This is a genomic window from Paenibacillus sp. Y930 (assembly GCF_056786375.1).
Genome location: NZ_JBXCIX010000001.1, coordinates 756,776 through 774,171, shown reverse-complemented (window position 1 = coordinate 774,171; position 17,396 = coordinate 756,776). Strand labels below are relative to the sequence as shown.

The following is a 17,396-nucleotide window of genomic DNA, read 5'->3' as shown; positions in this document are numbered from 1 at the left end:
TTTGAACTAACTTACAATGAGAGTTCAAAAATCGGGCTTTCAGAACCGAGCAGGTGAAGCGCTACTTGAGAAAGGCGGAAGCGCAAGTGTACGTAGTTGGTACACGCGAACCGTACTTTCCAAGTTCGCTTCAGATGCGACGTCGAATACGCTACGTCAGCATACCCATCGTTATCAAAGTCCGATTTTTAACTTACCTCTAGAGTTACATTTTCATTACTGCGCCTGTGTTGGCGCTAGTCACCAAATGCGCGTAACGTGCTAGATAACCGCGTTTGATTTTCAATTCAAAACCAGGCCATGCGGCTTTACGAGCTTCAAACTCTTCATCACTAATTAGCAGGTTCATCGTACGATTATTCATATCGATTTCGATTTCATCGCCATCGTTAACAAAAGCGATTGGACCGCCATCAGCAGCTTCTGGAGAAACGTGACCAATGGAAATACCGCGAGAGGCACCAGAGAAGCGACCATCAGTGATAAGAGCAACTTTAGCACCTAGACCCATACCAACGATTGCCGAAGTTGGAGCAAGCATTTCAGGCATACCTGGGCCGCCACGAGGTCCTTCATAGCGAATTACTACGACATGACCTTCTTTGATTTTACCTTGAGCTAGAGCTTCAAGACATTCATCTTGAGAATCGAAGCAAATAGCAGGACCTTTATGATAGCCGCCTACTGATTTGTCGACTGCACCAGTTTTGATAACGGAACCGTTAGGAGCAATGTTACCGAATAGGATAGCTAGTCCACCACGAGCAGTATGTGGATTGTCGATTGTATGGATAACATCCGTATCTTGAATTTCACAGCCTTCAACATTTTCGCGAATTGTTTTACCAGATACAGATAAGCAATCGCCGTCGAATGCGCCGTCTTTTTTCAATAACTCATGAATGATAGCACTAACACCACCAGCATTGTGCACATCTTCAATATGATAATCAGATGCTGGAGCGATTTTTGCTAAATGAGGAACACGTTCAGCAATTTCATTGATTTCTTCGATTGAATATTCAATGCCTGCTTCATGTGCGATAGCAAGTGTATGAAGTACTGTATTTGTAGAACCACCCATCGCCATATCAAGGGCAAAAGCATTGTCGATTGCTGCTTTTGTAACGATATCACGAGGTTTACGGTCCATTTCGATAAGTTCCATTAATTGACGTGCTGCTTGTTTCACGAACTCTTTACGTTCGGGAGCAACGGCAAGGATAGTACCATTACCAGGTAGTGCAAGTCCAAGACCTTCAGCTAAGCAGTTCATTGAGTTAGCTGTAAACATACCTGAACATGAACCACAAGTAGGACAGCCATATGCTTCTAGTTCGTAAAGCTGTTCATCATTGATAATACCAGATTGGTGAGCACCAACACCTTCAAATACGCTAGTAAGTGAGATGGCACGACCATCTGAAGTTCTACCAGCTTTCATTGGTCCACCGCTAACTAGCATCGTTGGGATATTAACGCGAAGCGCACCCATAATCATACCAGGTGTAATCTTGTCACAGTTCGGAATACAGATCATACCATCGAACCAGTGAGCATTAACTACTGTCTCCACAGAGTCAGCGATAATTTCACGGCTAGCAAGGGAATAACGCATACCGATATGACCCATTGCGATACCATCATCTACGCCAATTGTATTAAATTCAAAAGGAACACCGCCAGCTTCACGAATCGCTTCTTTAACTAATTTACCAAATTCCTGAAGATGAACATGACCTGGAACAATATCAATGTATGAGTTACATACCGCGATAAATGGTTTGTCAAAATCCTCTTCTTTTACTCCAGCAGCTCGTAGTAAGCTACGATGTGGCGCACGGTCAAAACCTTTTTTAATCATATCAGAACGCATTCTTTTCTTTGCCATGTGGAAGTTCCTCCTTGTACGTATACACTATAGTGAAATAGTTAAATTGTTATGATCATGATAAATGATTATAGTTGTAATTTTAGCATACTCAATAGTGCTTGGCTACAAAGTAATAACCGTAATGTGAACCGAACTGCGCCATTGTTGCGTATTATTTGATATACTATAATACGAAGTGGTCATTAAAATGAATACTAGACTCTATATCAACGTAGTAAATAAAGCATTTTGAAAAGGGGACCGAAATGGATAATCATTTTGAAGATAATAAGGAGTTAATGAATAGATTAGATGAATCCTTTCGTGAGATCAGAAGCATAATTAATACATACTGGGGGAAATACAGTATATCGGGACTCGGTATCACTCATGCTAGAATGATGACACAATTATCAGAAAATGGTCCAACGAAAGCATCACATATTGCAGACAAGTTATATATTACATGTGGAGCGGTAACAGGCTTATCAGATCGACTAATCGAATTAGGATTTGTTACGAGAGAAAAAGATATGCATGATCGACGAGTTGTATTGTTGAAGCTGTCAGAAGTCGGAGAAAAGCATGTAGAGCAAATTAAAGCGGTGCGGAAAAACTTAATGATTCATTTATTCGCGGACCTTACTAGCGAAGAAATGGAGAATGGAATGTATCTATTTAATAAAATGAAGCAAAATATGGTGAATTTTAATTCTACAGATAAAGAATGAAAACTGCTCGTTAGACACAAATTACTATGTAATTAAGTAAAGTTAATATCAAATAGCCTCATTTTGTCGCAGAATGACAGTGTAAACGCTATTAAGTGTGTCGTTTTCGTGACGTTTATTAATTAATACTTAAATTGTAGCTATAATTGTGTAAGATAAGGTAGTAATTTGTCGAATTTCTAATTTGGATGAGGAGAGAAACACACAGTGAAAAAGAGACTTACTTTATTATTGACAATGGTTCTAGTTATTGGCCTATTGGCTGCATGTGGTAACAATGCAAATCAAGGTTCAAATGGTACTAACAACAGCGGTACTAACACAGAGGGTACAACTGATGGAGCAAACAAAGATATTAAAATTGCTATGGTTCTTCCTGAACAAATTGGTGTTAACCCATTCTTCGAACTAATGGATAAAGGTTTCAAAAAAGCTGGTGAAGACTTTGGAGTTACAATTAGAACGATGGAAGCTTCAGATGCTAATATGTTTGAACAACACTTTCGCGCTGCAGTTGCTGAAGGGTATGACATGATTATTACTGCAACTTACCAAGCTGAAGATGCATTAAGAATAATCGCAGCTGAAAACCCAGATCTTCCGATTGCAATTATTGACCATGTCATTGAAGGCATTCCTAATGTTAGAAGTGCTGCATTCATTGAAAATCAAGCATCCTTCCTATTAGGTGCTGCTGCAGGTCTTGTAACAGAGTCCAACATTGTAGGTAATGTTGTTGCTGTTGAAGGCGCACAAATGGACAAGTATACAATTGGTTTTGCAAAAGGTCTTGCTCATACGAATCCTGATGCAAAAGTTTTAACTGCTTATGTAGGTAGTTATGTGGATTCAGCAAAAGCAAAAGAACTTGCACTTCAACAAAACGCACAAGGTGCTGACTTTATCGCTGGTTTGGCTGCAGTTGGTGACTTTGGTATATTTGAAGCTGCAAAAGATAAAGGCTTCTATGCTTCTGGACAAGACGTTGACCGTACGGTAATCGATCCTGAGCATGTTATCCTATCTCAACTTAAAGAAGTTGATACTGTTACTTATGATACAGTTAAACTTTTCGTTGAAAATACATTTGACTTCGGAACTAGCTATTATGGTTTAGCTGAAGGCGGTGTAGGTCTTACTTTCGTAACAACAGAAAGTGAATCTCCACGTAGTGAAAAACTTACTGATGAAGATATCGCTCAGCTACAAGAAATTGCTGAAGGTATCAAAGCCGGTACTATCGACACTTCTATTACAAAATAATATATTTTAATAAGTAGTTTGCCGGCTGCAGTAACTGCAGCCGGCTTAATTGTTTGAAAGGAGCGTCTATATGCTGCTTGAGATGGACAGTATAACAAAGTCGTATGGCTCTGTAACTGCTAATCATAGTGTTAATTTTAATTTGCGTAAAGGTGAAGTTCATGCGCTTATCGGTGAAAATGGTGCAGGCAAAACGACGTTGATGCGCATTTTGTATGGCATGGAACGCCCAACAAGTGGTGAAATTAGAATTAATGGCAAAGCTGTAGCATTTCATGATCCAACGGACGCTATCGGGCAAAACATCGGGATGGTACATCAGCATTTTATGTTGTTCCCGGCATTTACGATTGCAGAGAATATCGTTATTGGTCGTGAGCCAAGTAAAGGTTTGAAGTTTGATCGTAAAACAGCAATTGAAGAAACACTGCAATTATCCCAGCAATACGGAATGCCAGTTAATGCTAAGCAAAAAATTGCAGATTGTTCACTAGGAATGCAACAACGAGTAGAAATATTGAAAGTATTGTATCAAGGTGCTGAAATCATTATTCTTGATGAACCGACAGGTGTGTTAACACCTCTAGAAGTCAAAGAATTTTTGATTTCGATCAAAAAACTTGCTGCCACTGGTAAAAGTTTTATTATTATTAGTCATAAACTCGGTGAAATTATGGAAGTAGCTGATCGTATTACAGTACTTCGTGATGGTCATATTACTGGCACAGTGAATGCTGCTGATACGAATGAAGAAGAGCTGTCTAAAATGATGGTTGGACGGGAGCTTGTTAAGCTTGAACGTAGAAAACTTGAATATGGACAACCAGTTATTAATGTACAATCCCTCTCTATTAAAGGTGCTAAAACCAAGCCATTACTAGACGATATTAATTTCAACGTGCGTGAAGGTGAAATCGTAGGTATAGCTGGCATATCTGGGAATGGTCAGTCAGAGCTACTACAAGCAATTTCCGGATTGATGCCTTATGATGAAGGAACGATTACAATACAAGGTATGAATGTAACCGGTGCTTCTGTGAAGCAAATTCGTGAAAGTGGACTTGCACATATTCCTGAGGATCGATACCTTTGGGGAGTGTCCAAAGATGCAACCGTTTCTGATAATGGAATAATGGGACATTTGGAATCAACGAGTAAATATGGAATTCTTCAAGGCAATAAAATTAAAAAACTCGTGTCTGAGTGGGTTCAAAGATATGGAATTAAAACAGGTTCACTGAGCACTAAGGCTCAATATTTATCCGGTGGTAATTTACAAAAGCTGATTGTTGCACGTGAGGTTGCCCAGCAAACGCCGTTTCTTATTGCTGCTGAGCCTACTCGAGGTGTAGATGTCGGTGCAATGGAAATTATTCACGGAGAGTTATTAAAACGTCGTGATGAAAAAGCGGGTATTTTGCTAGTATCAAGTGAATTGACAGAAATTATGAAGCTTTCAGATCGTATCTTAGTTATGTATGAAGGTAAAATTGCTGGCGAATTAGATGCTGCTATAGCTACTGAAGAGCAAATTAGTCTACTAATGGCGGGAGGAAAAGCTGTTGGATAAGATGAAAAGTACTTTACAGTCGCTATTACAGCCGCTAATTGCAATAGTTGCAGGTCTTGTGATCGGTGCGATCGCAATTCTGGTCGTTGATGGAAATATTATTGAAACGTATAAAGAAATGTGGAACGGTGCTTTCGGAAATTTTTATTTCTTAACGAGTACATTAGCTCGTGCCACTCCGATTATTTTAGTTGGTCTTGGTGCATCATTAGCATTCAAAGCAGGATTTTTCAATATGGGTTCAGAGGGTCAAATGGTTCTAGGAGCTTTAAGTGCTGCAATAACAGCACTTTACGTACCAGGTCCAGCTTGGTTTAAAGCGATCGCAGCTATTATGGCAGCTATGGTTGTAGCTGGTCTTTGGTCTGCTCTTGCAGGCTGGTTAGATTCTAGATTCGGCATGAACTTATTAATTACAACGCTTTTACTTAACTATATCGCATCACTTTTTGCGGGGTATATGGTTGCCTATCCGTTCAAAGATAGTACAACGAATTCAGCATTGTCCCAGACGCAAATGATTGATAAAACAATATGGTTTCCCAAGCTCTTTTCAGGGATGACACTTCATATCGGCTTTATCATCGCAATTGTTGCGACAATTGGATTGTTTTTATTTATTAAATATACGAAAAAAGGATACCAAATTCGGATGTTGGGCGGTAATCCTCTGTTTGCAAGCTATGGTGGTGTCAATCGCGGCCGATTGATGGTGGTTAGTATGCTGATCAGTGGTGCTTTTGCAGGTCTTGCTGGTGCATCTGATGTGCTAGGTACTTCGTACCGTTTTCTTGATGGTTCATTAGTATCTGCCAATTATGCTTGGACGGGGATTATGGCTACATTACTAGCAAGCTCGAATCCTATTGGTACAGCCATTGCAGCTATTTTCCTCGCTGCATTGCAAACTGGTGGAATGGGAATGGAGCGTAATACCGATGTTCCACTAGAAGTATCTAGCATTATCCAAGCTGTATTAATTTTGTTTATAACAGCGAAGTTTACAATTTCATTCATTAAACGCAAGAAAGCGGGGGCGAAAGATGGATCAACTAATTGATGTCTCCTTATTCGCTGCAGCTTTACGTATGATTACACCGATTTTGCTTGCAGCTTTAGGTGGAGCAATATGCGCACGAGTTGGACTATTTAATGTTGGTTTGGAAGGTCTAATCTTAGTCGGTGCATTTTCCGCTATTCTTGGTAATTACTTAACAGGTAGTATTACAATGGCGATCTTGTTCGCTATTGGTTGTTCACTGTTGTTCGCACTACTCTTTGCCTATATGAGTATTAATTTACAGGCGAATGTCATTGTCGTAGGTATCGCTATTAACTTCTTAGCTGCTGGACTAACAACGTTTGCCCTTCGTGCGATATTCAATGTAAAGGGAGCCTATTACGACAAAGATATGCAGGGCCTACCTAAGATTGATATTCCATTAATAAAGGATATCCCATGGATCGGTGATGTTATTTCTGGTCAATCGATTCTTGTGTATGTATCGATTGCGATCGTAATTTTATTACAACTTTACTTATATAAAACGGTATCAGGTTTCCGATTACTGGCAGCAGGTGAAAATCCTACAGCGGCTCGAAGTATTGGCTTACCGGTGCGTAAAATCCAATACTTTGCGGTATTACTTTCTGGTGCACTTTGTGGACTTGCAGGTGCACAGCTGTCACTTGGTAATGTAACGATGTTTACTGAGGGCATGACTAGCGGTCGTGGTTTTATCGCGTTAGTAGCAACGATGCTAGGTCAATCTAATCCGATTGGTGTAGCCGGAGCGAGTATATTATTTGGGTTTATGGAAGCATTGAGCTATAGACTGCAAAACTTCTCTATTCCGTCAAATCTTTCAGCTATGCTTCCGTTTGTTGTAACGATTATTGCGATGATCTTCTTCAAAAACAATGGATACAAAGACGAAGCGAAAAAGTCTAACGGAAGTTCACGCTAGGAAGAGCAGAAAAGTTGAAGTTTATGCTTCCGAAGTACTTTTCTATACAAGGAAGTTAATCCAAGATGCGCAGAAAAGTTTTAGGAGGTCGTCGACATGCATAAGAAAGCTGAACGTTTGAAAAAAGTAAAGGCACCATTAGCTGCTAAAGTACCACCTGAGCTTCAGCATCGTGTACCTCCTGGACAAACCGTTACTGATCGCTTTCCAATTCTTACTGAAGGTGAAGTACCGTATTATGATATGTCTACATGGAGTATTAAAGCGTTTGGTGAAGTAGACAGCATTCGTAGCTTTAGCTTTGATGACTTAATGAAGCTGCCTCAAACGAAAATTACTTGTGATATTCATTGTGTAACGCGTTGGTCTAAGCTTGATACAACTTGGGTTGGTATTAAGTTTACAGATTTGTTACCATTGCTCGGCGTTAAGCCCGAAGCGAAATATGTGATGATCCATGGGGATAGTGATTATTCAGCTAATGTACCTTTGGTGGATTTACTGCGTGACAATATATTGTTAGCACATACTTTTGATGGTGAGCCACTTACTGAAAAGCATGGTGGACCACTGCGTATGGTCATTCCACATCTTTATTTTTGGAAGAGCGCGAAGTGGATTACTGGATTGGAATTTATGGTTGAGGATCATCCAGGATTTTGGGAACAAAATGGATTTCATAATTATGGAGAACCATTTGCCGAACAACGTTTCTCTGGAGATGGATTTGATCTACCAGAAGATGAGTGGCATGGGAAGGAGTTTGACTAAATGTTTTTATCTATTCTTGAAGTTAATTCAGAGCAACTGCCAGGTCTTGCTATCGTATGTGGAGATCCACGTCGTGCGAAGAAAATTGCAGATATGCTAACTGATACGGTTGAGCTGGCTTATGCTCGTGAGTACCGTACATTTGTTGGTTCGTATAAAGGTGTACAATTAGCTGTTGTAAGCCATGGTGTAGGTTGCCCTGGTGCTGCGGTATGTTTCGAGGAGCTCATTAAAGGTGGCGTCCATACGATTATTCGTGTAGGTACAGCAGGTTCTTACTCTGCTGATCATCCTGCAGGAAGTTTGGTCGTAAGTACGGGCACCATTCGTACAGATGGATTAACTAAACAATTAGTACCTGATGGTTTCCCGGCGATTGGCGATAGCGAAGTTGTTAATGCGCTATTTGCTTCTGCAGAAGAGCAAGGTGGTATTGTGAAGAAAGGTATTACTGTAACGCTTGATGTATTCTTCAATGGTCCAGTAGAAATACCTCACAAACTATATAAAGCTTCAGGTGCACTAGCAGTAGAGATGGAGATTTCAGCATTGTATGTGATCGCTTCTCTTCGCGGTATTCGTGCTGGAGCAATTGTAGCACTTGATGGCTATGCAGATTCTGATCTAGCTGAAGGTTATGACCCACATACAAACGTAGTAAGTGATGCTGTTGAACGTGAAATTAAAGCAGCGCTTGAAGCTATGGTGAAACTGGCTTAATGTAAATTATTTTATCTATAATATACGGATGAAGTTATTCCAATGGTAGGGAGTCACCTATTATTGGAATAACTTTTTTTTTTTTTTGCAAATTTGTTAACCCCAAAAGGGGATCTTCCACAGAACTTGAAAAAGTAAACTGCTGTGGAAGATCCCCTTGTATGATTTCGTTCGTGAATATGTAATTGTTCTAATCATGGTATAGCTTATTGTATGAATTAGCCATTTTTCATATCGATGATTAATTATTTTTACGGCTCTACAATGATGATGTATGATACACTAAACTTGTTCGAAGATCACTACATAAGAGGGAGAGAAGCTACATGTCGCAAGGTAGCCTCATTACTCGTGTAAAACAGCAATTCACGAGTGATACACTACCACCGGATCTTAAACTGAGCAAAGAAGCTATTATTTCGTTAATGATTCATGCCTTCTTTCAGTTTGGTGCATCTATGTCAGGTCTATTCCTCAATTTGTATTTGTGGCGTCTGACAGGTGATTTTACAATTAATGCTTTGTACAACATGATTGCCTTTGCATTAACTCCAATTGCCTTTGCTGTAGGTGGTTGGGTAGCTAAGAAGATGGATCGTATGGTGGTTTATCGGCTAGGAATAACACTTAATGCTATTTTTTATTTACTGGTTATTCTGGCAGGGGAAGCTGTGCCGCAATATTTCATCGTCTTTGCTGTTCTCAACGGTATTGCTTCAGGATTTTATTGGACAGGATATTTAGTACTTCAGTATGATGTATCCACAGATCGTAATCGAATTCGGTATTTGGCGATTAATATGATTACCTTTAATACTGCAGGTTTGGCAGGACCGGCATTGGCAGGATTAATTATTCACCAGATGGATGAATTACAGGGTTACATCATTATTTTCATGCTTGCATTTATTATGTTTGTCACTGCGGCGATTATCAGTATGAGAATCAAAGCGACTGTTAATCATCATCGCACCTATTATTTGAAGTATGTTGGATTGCTAATGAAAAAGCATAGTAGATGGATGTACGGTTTATATAGTTTTTATTTTGTTGGATTATTTCAAGGAATCATGTTATTCCTTCCTAATATTTTATTGTTTCGAGCATTGGATAGAGAGGACTGGGTCGGTTATTTCGGAGTATTATTTGCTGCGATTACAGTAGCAACTGGATATGTAATTTCCAAGAAGGCCAAGGAACAACTAGCATATAAATATATATTATTTTCGACAATGGGTGTTGTCGTTGGTGCAACCTTGTTATTTATCGGTGTTAAGCTTTGGACAGTAGTGCTTTTCATGGCAGTGTACTCAATCTGTAATCCCTTGTTAATGAATTCACTAACATCTTATTTCTACCGTTCCATAAAAGAACTACCACTTAAAGGGCAATTAAAGGTTGAAGCGGTTGTAATGCGTGAGTTTTTTGTTAACTTTGGCAGGGTATCTTCCATAACTTTATTAATAATTTTTGCGAGAGACCTTGAATCATTCTGGCTGCCAATCATTATTGTAACGATGGCTGCTTCTCAATTCACCATTCTTCTGTGTATTCGAAAAAAGCCTAGTGCGAAAGAATTTACGATTAGTGGAGTCGCAAAATAGTAGATTGCTATCATTTGAAAAGCTGAATGTATTACGACATGGAATAACATGTCATAATCATTCAGCTTTCTAATTTAAAGATGGTTACGTCGGAACAGTACAATGATGCATGCACCAATTAATATCGCAATCACACTGAATAATGTGGTTATAGCATGCTCTTGTTTCACTTCCGTTGAAATAGTAGGGACTACAGATGAGGGGGTAAAATTCATGCCATCGGGAAGAACCATTGCGCCATCAGCATTATCGCCACGACCGCCAAAGTTCATCATCCCGCCTCCACCATTGCCTGGTCCATTAGTAGCTGAACCTGAACCATCACCAGCAGATTCAATTTCACCGCTTAATTGTTTTGCAATAGAATCTATTTGTGTGTCGACGAAAGTTAATAATGATGTAACACCTTTTTCATACTCATCGTAAGTAACAAAAGCAGTAGGATCAGCAGCAACTGCATCACTAATTAACGCTTGGATTTGTTGCACTCTCGTAGCAAATTGTCCACTAGTGAATTCAGTCTCTACTAGTTCGCTAATAATAGTATGATATTGCTCACGATACGTGTCGTTCGCAATGAGATTAGCGATTAGTGGTCTAGTACTAAGCGAAACACCGGTAGGCTCATCAATAAGTATACCGGAACCACCAAAACCGCCAAATGCCAAATTCATATCCCAAGGAATAACGGTAAATATGCCACTTGTCTCATATAAATAATAATTATGCTTTAACATACCTGCATAGCTATCGAGATTAGAGATAACCGTATTGAGCGCTATAAATTTCAATGCAGATGTAACATCAAGCACCTCTTCATAACGACCACCATTGTTAAGCACATCCGTCATATGAAGGAGTGCTTCTTCATCGGCTTTGCCATACTTTACATCAAGACCTGTGTATTCAGCAAAAGTAGCCAGATTAGTTAAATCTGCGCCGGTAGCACCATTAGATTTATACAATGTACCTGAACTATCCTCAAACTCTCGCTCGATAAATGCACCACTCATTTGCTCGACGGCTGTATATAATCCCCAAAGTTCTCCGTTAATATACACATTTACGAAAGAGTATTTAGGAGTAGCGATGCCCATATTTTCAGCAATTTCATAAGCAAGAAATTCTCTCATATACGATGCATCGCTGAAATTATTATTGAGATTGATCGTTGTCATTCCTTCAATATTTTGTGATACGTATTCATCAAGTGATAACTTGAAACTATAGCGCTCTGACTCCGTCATTCTAGCTACGGATGATAGACTGGAATTTCCTTTCGTCCGAAATCCAACATTATCTAACTGTTTGCCGTTATACGTAATATTGGCAGAATGATAAGCTTCTGCTGTTGGATTATCAAGTATTTCTTGAAATGCAGTTTCATCAATCGTTATTTCAACAGAAATGATTTCGTCTTTAGGAAAGTAGATCGAGTCTAATTTACTAGTAGTAGCTTTGCCATTAACCTTATTAGAGGTATCCCAATAGGAACACCCGCTAATAAGACTAAGCATAAGGATTAGACTAACGACGATTAACGATGAATTTAATGATGTTAATTTCATATCGTCCTCCTAGATTAAGATACATAATCGCCATTATAGCTAATTAATACGGCCGTTTGAACACCAGGAATAGCTGCTAAATTGTTAACGAATGAACCAGTTTTTTCTTTGAGGCGGATTTCAAAAGTAACTTCAATATTACCTGGAGTAACTGTTTTTTGTTTGACATTGAATTTTTTGACTTCTTTTGAAATCAGACCTTGCGCTAGTTGTTCTGCTGTATCATGATCACAATTAACAACTAGTAAATAAGGAGTTTCTGTAGATCCACCTTTAATAAAGAAGAACAAGATCAATCCAATAATTAGTGAGCCGATAATAGCTAAATTATAGAAACCAGCACCTGTAACGATACCTGCTACTGCTGCCCAGAATAAGAAGATCAGATCAGTCGGGTCTTTGATTGGTGTTCTAAAACGCACAATGGACAAAGCACCAACCATACCGAGTGATAGCACTAGATTAGAGTTAATTGCAATAATAACAGTGGCTGTAATCATCGTCATTCCGATAAGGGCTACATTAAAGCTTTTCGAGTACAAAATGCCGCTAAATATTCGGCGATATAAGAAATAAATAAATAATCCGACGATGAAAGAAATAGCTAGTGAAATAATAATTTGACTAATTGCAATGTCAGTACCAAAGCTATCTAGCACCGAATTTTTAATAATATCTGTAAATGAGTTGCTTGTCGCCTCAGTAGCTGCTGCTGCCGAAGTTACTGTGTTTGTTGTTTCCATTAATAATCCTCCCAATTGTTCTCTTTATTATATTTGCGACAAATAACATATTTTGATGCTGACGTTCGATGAACGCCTTCAAGCTGTAGCGCTGCTTGTATAGCTTGTGGTAAATACTCATCATACTTAATTTCTAAAATGATTTTTTCGTCGTCTAGCACTGGTATTGGCTTTAAGTTAGGGTCAAAAATATCAATATTGTTCAATCCGGTTCGTAATTGCTTGTCAAATGTAATGCGAACATTTCCATGTCGAGATACATAGGGTTCGCGGACATAATCGACAATGACAACGGGGCGAAGCAATTGGTTTTTCATCTGATTATAGATCTCAAGTAGTAATGGTTTATCACACTCTTTTAATACTTCATAATTTCCTGCAATAATTTGATCGTACATTGCTCGTGAAATCGGTTCTTTTAATTTGGCGATATAATCACGAAATTTAATTTTTTTCTCAAAGTAAATGATGTCATCGCTTTTGTTGTATATCCGTATTCGGTATTTGGCACGGTCTCGAATGCCTCCTAATTTCTCATGTAACGCTGTATTTTGAACGTCATCAAAGTACAGACTGCGAATATGATATTCTCCTTCCTCAGATACATGTTGGTCTAATTGTAGAATACTATTTAATTTCTGAGTAATAATGGAACGTTGATGAGGACTAATATAATATTTGAACTCATTGCGATATTTTAACGATTGGCTCATAGTACACCTCATTTCTATTTCGTAGTAATCAATGTATAGTTATATTGTAAAGTCGAATGCTTATACGAAAATGAATAGTAACTGAAAGTACGCTGAATGGTTGTCAATAGAATTTCGTGTTAAAATTTTGTAAAAGGGATGAGAGCAGGTGAGATTACATGCAGAAAGATAAATTAATAATAGTGATCATTATCGCAATATTGCTGATAGGTATTGGTATAGTAGAGTATTGGAAAAAACATAACAATGAGAAGCCTTACGGAGTAACGATCTCGATTGTAGATAATACAAAGCGTATTATAAGTTGGAGTTCTACACAGTTAGAAGTTCAACCTTATATAGAGTGGGTTAGTAGTACGGAATACGACTCATGGAATTCTGATCATGTGATAACAACGGCAGCATCCGTAAAGGAATACAGGAATAGCAATGACGAGACTTATTATCGCTATTCTGTGAGATTAGATCATCTGCAAGAGAACATAAGCTACACATATCGTGTAGGTGGAGAGAACAAAAAGTTACGTAGTGACAATGCAATATTTAAAATCTACAGTGCTGACCAGGAGCAGTTTTCATTTATTCACGTAACAGATTCACAAGGTGAGACTGAAAATGATTATCAAGTGTGGGGACAAACATTGGCAAAAGCGATAAACACATTGCCAGAAGCTCAATTTATTGTGCATAGCGGTGATATGACTGAAGATCCAAATGTTGAAAAACAGTGGAAATGGTTCTTCCAATATAGTAAATCACTTAAGAGTCAGCCATTTATGCCGACAACAGGTAATCATGAACAACTGAAAGGAATGGCGAGTAGTTATCATTCACATTTTAAGATGCCGTTAAATGGGGCGAATAAGCTTATTGCAGAGACAAGTTATTATTTTGAGTATAGTAATATGCTCTATATTAGTATGAATACCGAAGGGGATATTAATGAACAGACGAGTTGGTTAGAACAAGTGTTGGAGGAACATCCGCAGAAGTGGATTATCGTTTCTATGCATCGCGGCGTATACGGCGGTAGTCGCTTTAATGAAGCAGATGATTGGGTACAATTATTTGATAAGTATGGTGTTCAACTAGTGCTGCAAGGCCATAACCACGAATATTCGAGAAGTTATCCGTTGATTGATGGTAAGGTTGTTGAGGGGCAATCCAATCCGATTACTGAAGGTACGGTTTACGTTACGATGAACGCTTCGGGTACGAAGTTTAATGAAAAGAAAAGGGATAAGAAATATCAAGCCGTTCATTTCCAAAATGGATTGCAAATGTTTGGAACTGTAACCGTCTCCGCAACTGAGCTGAACTACAACGCTTACGATGTTAACGGGGATTTACTGGATTCCTTTACGATTAAGCAATAATAATAATAAGCAAAAAGAGCAAGATGATGACATCTTGCTCTTTTTGTCCAAATAAAATAAAGTAGTGGACTCGGATGATAAAATTGTAGGCACTGAAAATAAAGTGTAAGTCTGTCTTGTCCTCGTTAAACTGACAGGCAGGATAACGTAAAAATTAACTTGATGTAATAGATATTCCAGACTATAATAAAGTAAATATTTGGTATGTGTGACTGGCGAAACGTGGAGTACCACGAGGAAGCACATATTTCATACGCCGTTCGCCTGGGCAAAGTATTTGATCTAAGATCAGATGCTTTTTTGTGTTTCTATCCATGAAAGGGACGGTGTTATGGGGTGAAAGTGGCTTATATTCTTTTTGACAAGATGACAACATTGGACTTTGTCGGCTTTTATGAAGCGGTATCTTGGCTACAAATTCTAAATGCTAAAGAAAATGTGTCTTGGGATCTCTGTGCAAAACGCGAGGAAATTACAGACGACCGTGGTATGACAATACAGATAAAGCATATTAGCCCAGATCTGTCTAAGTATGATTTAATATTTATTCCCGGCGGCATGTCTACCAGAGAATTGAGATACGATACAGAGTTTATATCTTGGATACAAACTGCTCGAGATGTGGAATACAAAGTGTCTGTTTGTACGGGGTCTTTGCTTTTAGGTGCTGCAGGGTTCTTAACTGATAAAATAGCGACAACGAATCCAGCTGCTTATGAATTGTTGATTCCTTATTGCACAGAGGTTGTTAAGGCTCGGATTGTACGCGATGGGAATATTTTAACCGGCGGAGGTGTTTCAGCTTCAATTGATTTAGGGTTGTACCTTGTTGAATCACTAACGAATAAGGATGTGGTGAAGAAGGTCCAAAAGATGATGGATTACCCTTACTATCAGGCGGGAAAATTGTCAAATATTTTCATGCCGCACACGAGTGATGAATACTGTTAAACTTAAGGATTACGACTGGAAGTTGTACTTATCAATAGCTTCCAGTAATTCAGGGGGGTGAAGGCTTGATTATACGTTTATTGGAAGATAATGACCGAAGTCATGTTGAAAATATTATGGCAAGTCACCCTCTTCAATTTCCAAAATTCATCATTGAGAAATACCCATTGAGGTGGTCTGATTTTCTGGAGAAACAGGATCATAAGATTTGCGGTTATTACGTGGCACATACCGATAATGTTCTCGGTCATGCTGGATATATTTTCGATGTCGAAAAAAGACTTTATGAAATAGTTGGGGTAGCAGTTCATAAGGAAAGTCAACGTAAGGGAATCGGAAAAGGACTGCTTGATACCATATGTAATCAAGTTCACTTACTTGGTGGGAACAAGGTGATTCTACAAACTCTGGGGCATGTTGGAAATGAAAATACGTTAACTTTCTACCGCAATATTGGTTATGAGCAAGTTGATTTTGAAAAGGATTTCTTTGAAACAGACTATCATAGAGTTACTTTTGTGAAAAAGTGGGGCTAACAGTTATTGAACTAACCGGAAACTATAACTCAACATTCAAAATGATTTTGTGTTCAACCAATGTTTTAGAATTTCAACCAATGATTTAGTTGTAAAATTACGCCTCGATACCATCAAGATACAGATAAGCTATAATCAATTTATAAATTGAAGGAGGTGCTTAAACTATGCTAACGGATACTAATAATTTTGGTGAAAGAATCAGTCAGCTGCGTCATGACAAAGGTATGACACAAGAAAAATTAGGGCAGTTTCTTAATGTTTCCGCACAAGCAGTTTCGAAATGGGAAAAAGGAGATTCCTTGCCCGATATTTCACTCTTAACGGAATTGGCAAACATTTTTGACTGCACAACAGACTACTTGCTAGGAAGAACTAGCAATTTGCAAGCTATGTTGCCTCAAATAAGAATCGAACTTCAGAAGACGACCCAAGAGCAAAAAATTAACTTTCTGGGCGAGGTGATTGCTGCAACATCTCACAATATGCAGACACCGGCATCCCATCCAGCGCTAACTCAAATCCAGCTAGGTCCAACTGGATTGGGTTTGTGGGCAAAAGATAGATTAGTTTGTATCGCAACATCACTTTTCTTAAACGAAGCTACAGAAGCAATGCATGAATCGGTAGAATTTCCAATGAATATTTTACCTGTGAATATTATTACAGTTCTATATGAGTTACTGCATGATAATGAAAACTTACAGCCAGACTTTACTCCAATAGGAGATTCGATACTACGCTCACGTCTACCCATGGACATGAATTTTGACAAAGTAATAATAGAGTGCATTGAACTCGGCTTTGTGGATAGAGTTCAAGGTGGGTATAGACTTAATGTTAAAGGTGATATTGCAACTCGTCTGTTTTCAATCGTTCATAGAGTTGTAAGTAAACCTGGTTCGTTTTCTTTAGATTTTTCTTGAAATAGTAATCGTTGACTTGATTTGAATTAGATGCTCAACATTAGATTAAAGACAGCGGTAGTCTAAGACTTGCCGCTGTTTTTT

Annotated in this window: 16 protein-coding genes and 1 riboswitch; of the genes, 12 read left to right on the top strand and 4 right to left on the bottom strand. The window is 38.6% G+C overall.

Annotated features, from left to right (window positions below):
* Positions 1–205: 205 nt before the first annotated feature.
* On the bottom strand, positions 206–1,891 hold the full coding sequence (ilvD, locus tag AC1TO5_RS03730) for a dihydroxy-acid dehydratase (RefSeq protein ID WP_482061431.1): 1,686 nt from the start codon (positions 1,889–1,891) through the stop codon (positions 206–208).
* 248 nt (positions 1,892–2,139) lie between these two features.
* Between ilvD and AC1TO5_RS03725 the strand changes: the two genes are divergently transcribed.
* The 8 genes from AC1TO5_RS03725 (at position 2,140) to AC1TO5_RS03690 (ending at position 10,499) form a co-directional block, all read left to right on the top strand.
* A complete protein-coding gene (locus AC1TO5_RS03725) occupies positions 2,140–2,604 on the top strand; it encodes a MarR family winged helix-turn-helix transcriptional regulator (protein ID WP_482061430.1) in 465 nt (154 codons plus the stop codon).
* A gap of 207 nt (positions 2,605–2,811) precedes the next feature.
* Complete coding sequence (locus AC1TO5_RS03720; protein ID WP_482061429.1) at positions 2,812–3,867, top strand: BMP family lipoprotein; 1,056 nt, start codon at positions 2,812–2,814, stop codon at positions 3,865–3,867.
* A 70-nt stretch (positions 3,868–3,937) separates the two neighbouring features.
* A complete protein-coding gene (locus AC1TO5_RS03715; protein ID WP_482061428.1) occupies positions 3,938–5,437 on the top strand; it encodes an ABC transporter ATP-binding protein in 1,500 nt (499 codons plus the stop codon).
* A complete protein-coding gene (locus AC1TO5_RS03710) occupies positions 5,430–6,497 on the top strand; it encodes an ABC transporter permease (protein WP_482061427.1) in 1,068 nt (355 codons plus the stop codon). Before AC1TO5_RS03715 ends, AC1TO5_RS03710 begins: the two co-directional genes overlap by 8 nt.
* Positions 6,481–7,404 carry an ABC transporter permease gene (locus AC1TO5_RS03705; RefSeq protein ID WP_482061426.1) on the top strand — a complete coding sequence of 308 codons (924 nt, stop codon included), beginning with the start codon at positions 6,481–6,483 and terminating at the stop codon, positions 7,402–7,404. Before AC1TO5_RS03710 ends, AC1TO5_RS03705 begins: the two co-directional genes overlap by 17 nt.
* 96 nt (positions 7,405–7,500) lie before the next feature.
* The gene (locus AC1TO5_RS03700; RefSeq protein WP_482061425.1) at positions 7,501–8,175 is read left to right on the top strand and encodes a sulfite oxidase-like oxidoreductase; all 675 of its coding nucleotides are present in this window, start codon (positions 7,501–7,503) and stop codon (positions 8,173–8,175) included.
* A complete protein-coding gene (locus AC1TO5_RS03695; RefSeq protein WP_482061424.1) occupies positions 8,176–8,895 on the top strand; it encodes a nucleoside phosphorylase in 720 nt (239 codons plus the stop codon).
* A 326-nt stretch (positions 8,896–9,221) separates the two neighbouring features.
* Entirely contained in the window at positions 9,222–10,499 is a 1,278-nt protein-coding gene (locus tag AC1TO5_RS03690) for an MFS transporter (RefSeq protein WP_482061423.1), read from the top strand.
* Positions 10,500–10,573: 74 nt separating this feature from the next.
* Here AC1TO5_RS03690 and AC1TO5_RS03685 read toward each other — a convergent pair whose 3' ends face one another.
* Genes AC1TO5_RS03685 through AC1TO5_RS03675 form a run of 3 tightly spaced genes read right to left on the bottom strand, consistent with a single transcriptional unit; the run spans position 10,574 to position 13,523 of the window.
* Positions 10,574–12,067, bottom strand: coding sequence for a CotH kinase family protein (locus tag AC1TO5_RS03685; RefSeq protein ID WP_482061422.1), 1,494 nt, complete (start codon positions 12,065–12,067; stop codon positions 10,574–10,576).
* 14 nt (positions 12,068–12,081) lie between these two features.
* Positions 12,082–12,810 (bottom strand): DUF4956 domain-containing protein, encoded by a 729-nt coding sequence (locus AC1TO5_RS03680; protein ID WP_482061421.1) that lies wholly within the window; start codon positions 12,808–12,810, stop codon positions 12,082–12,084.
* Positions 12,810–13,523: a polyphosphate polymerase domain-containing protein gene (locus AC1TO5_RS03675; protein WP_482061420.1), complete on the bottom strand. Its 714-nt coding sequence runs from the start codon at positions 13,521–13,523 to the stop codon at positions 12,810–12,812. The genes AC1TO5_RS03680 and AC1TO5_RS03675 overlap by 1 nt, the downstream gene beginning before the upstream one ends.
* A gap of 158 nt (positions 13,524–13,681) precedes the next feature.
* Between AC1TO5_RS03675 and AC1TO5_RS03670 the strand changes: the two genes are divergently transcribed.
* From AC1TO5_RS03670 to AC1TO5_RS03655, 4 genes are all read left to right on the top strand, one after another.
* Positions 13,682–14,899 carry a purple acid phosphatase family protein gene (locus tag AC1TO5_RS03670; RefSeq protein WP_482061419.1) on the top strand — a complete coding sequence of 406 codons (1,218 nt, stop codon included), beginning with the start codon at positions 13,682–13,684 and terminating at the stop codon, positions 14,897–14,899.
* 198 nt (positions 14,900–15,097) lie between these two features.
* A riboswitch (ZMP/ZTP riboswitch) is annotated at positions 15,098–15,176 on the top strand.
* A gap of 59 nt (positions 15,177–15,235) precedes the next feature.
* Positions 15,236–15,850: a DJ-1/PfpI family protein gene (locus AC1TO5_RS03665; RefSeq protein WP_482061418.1), complete on the top strand. Its 615-nt coding sequence runs from the start codon at positions 15,236–15,238 to the stop codon at positions 15,848–15,850.
* A gap of 65 nt (positions 15,851–15,915) precedes the next feature.
* Positions 15,916–16,386 (top strand): GNAT family N-acetyltransferase, encoded by a 471-nt coding sequence (locus AC1TO5_RS03660; RefSeq protein ID WP_482061417.1) that lies wholly within the window; start codon positions 15,916–15,918, stop codon positions 16,384–16,386.
* Between the two features lie 167 nt (positions 16,387–16,553).
* Positions 16,554–17,312, top strand: a complete 759-nt coding sequence (locus AC1TO5_RS03655) for a helix-turn-helix domain-containing protein (RefSeq protein WP_482061416.1) — start codon at positions 16,554–16,556, stop codon at positions 17,310–17,312.
* Positions 17,313–17,396 lie beyond the last annotated feature (84 nt).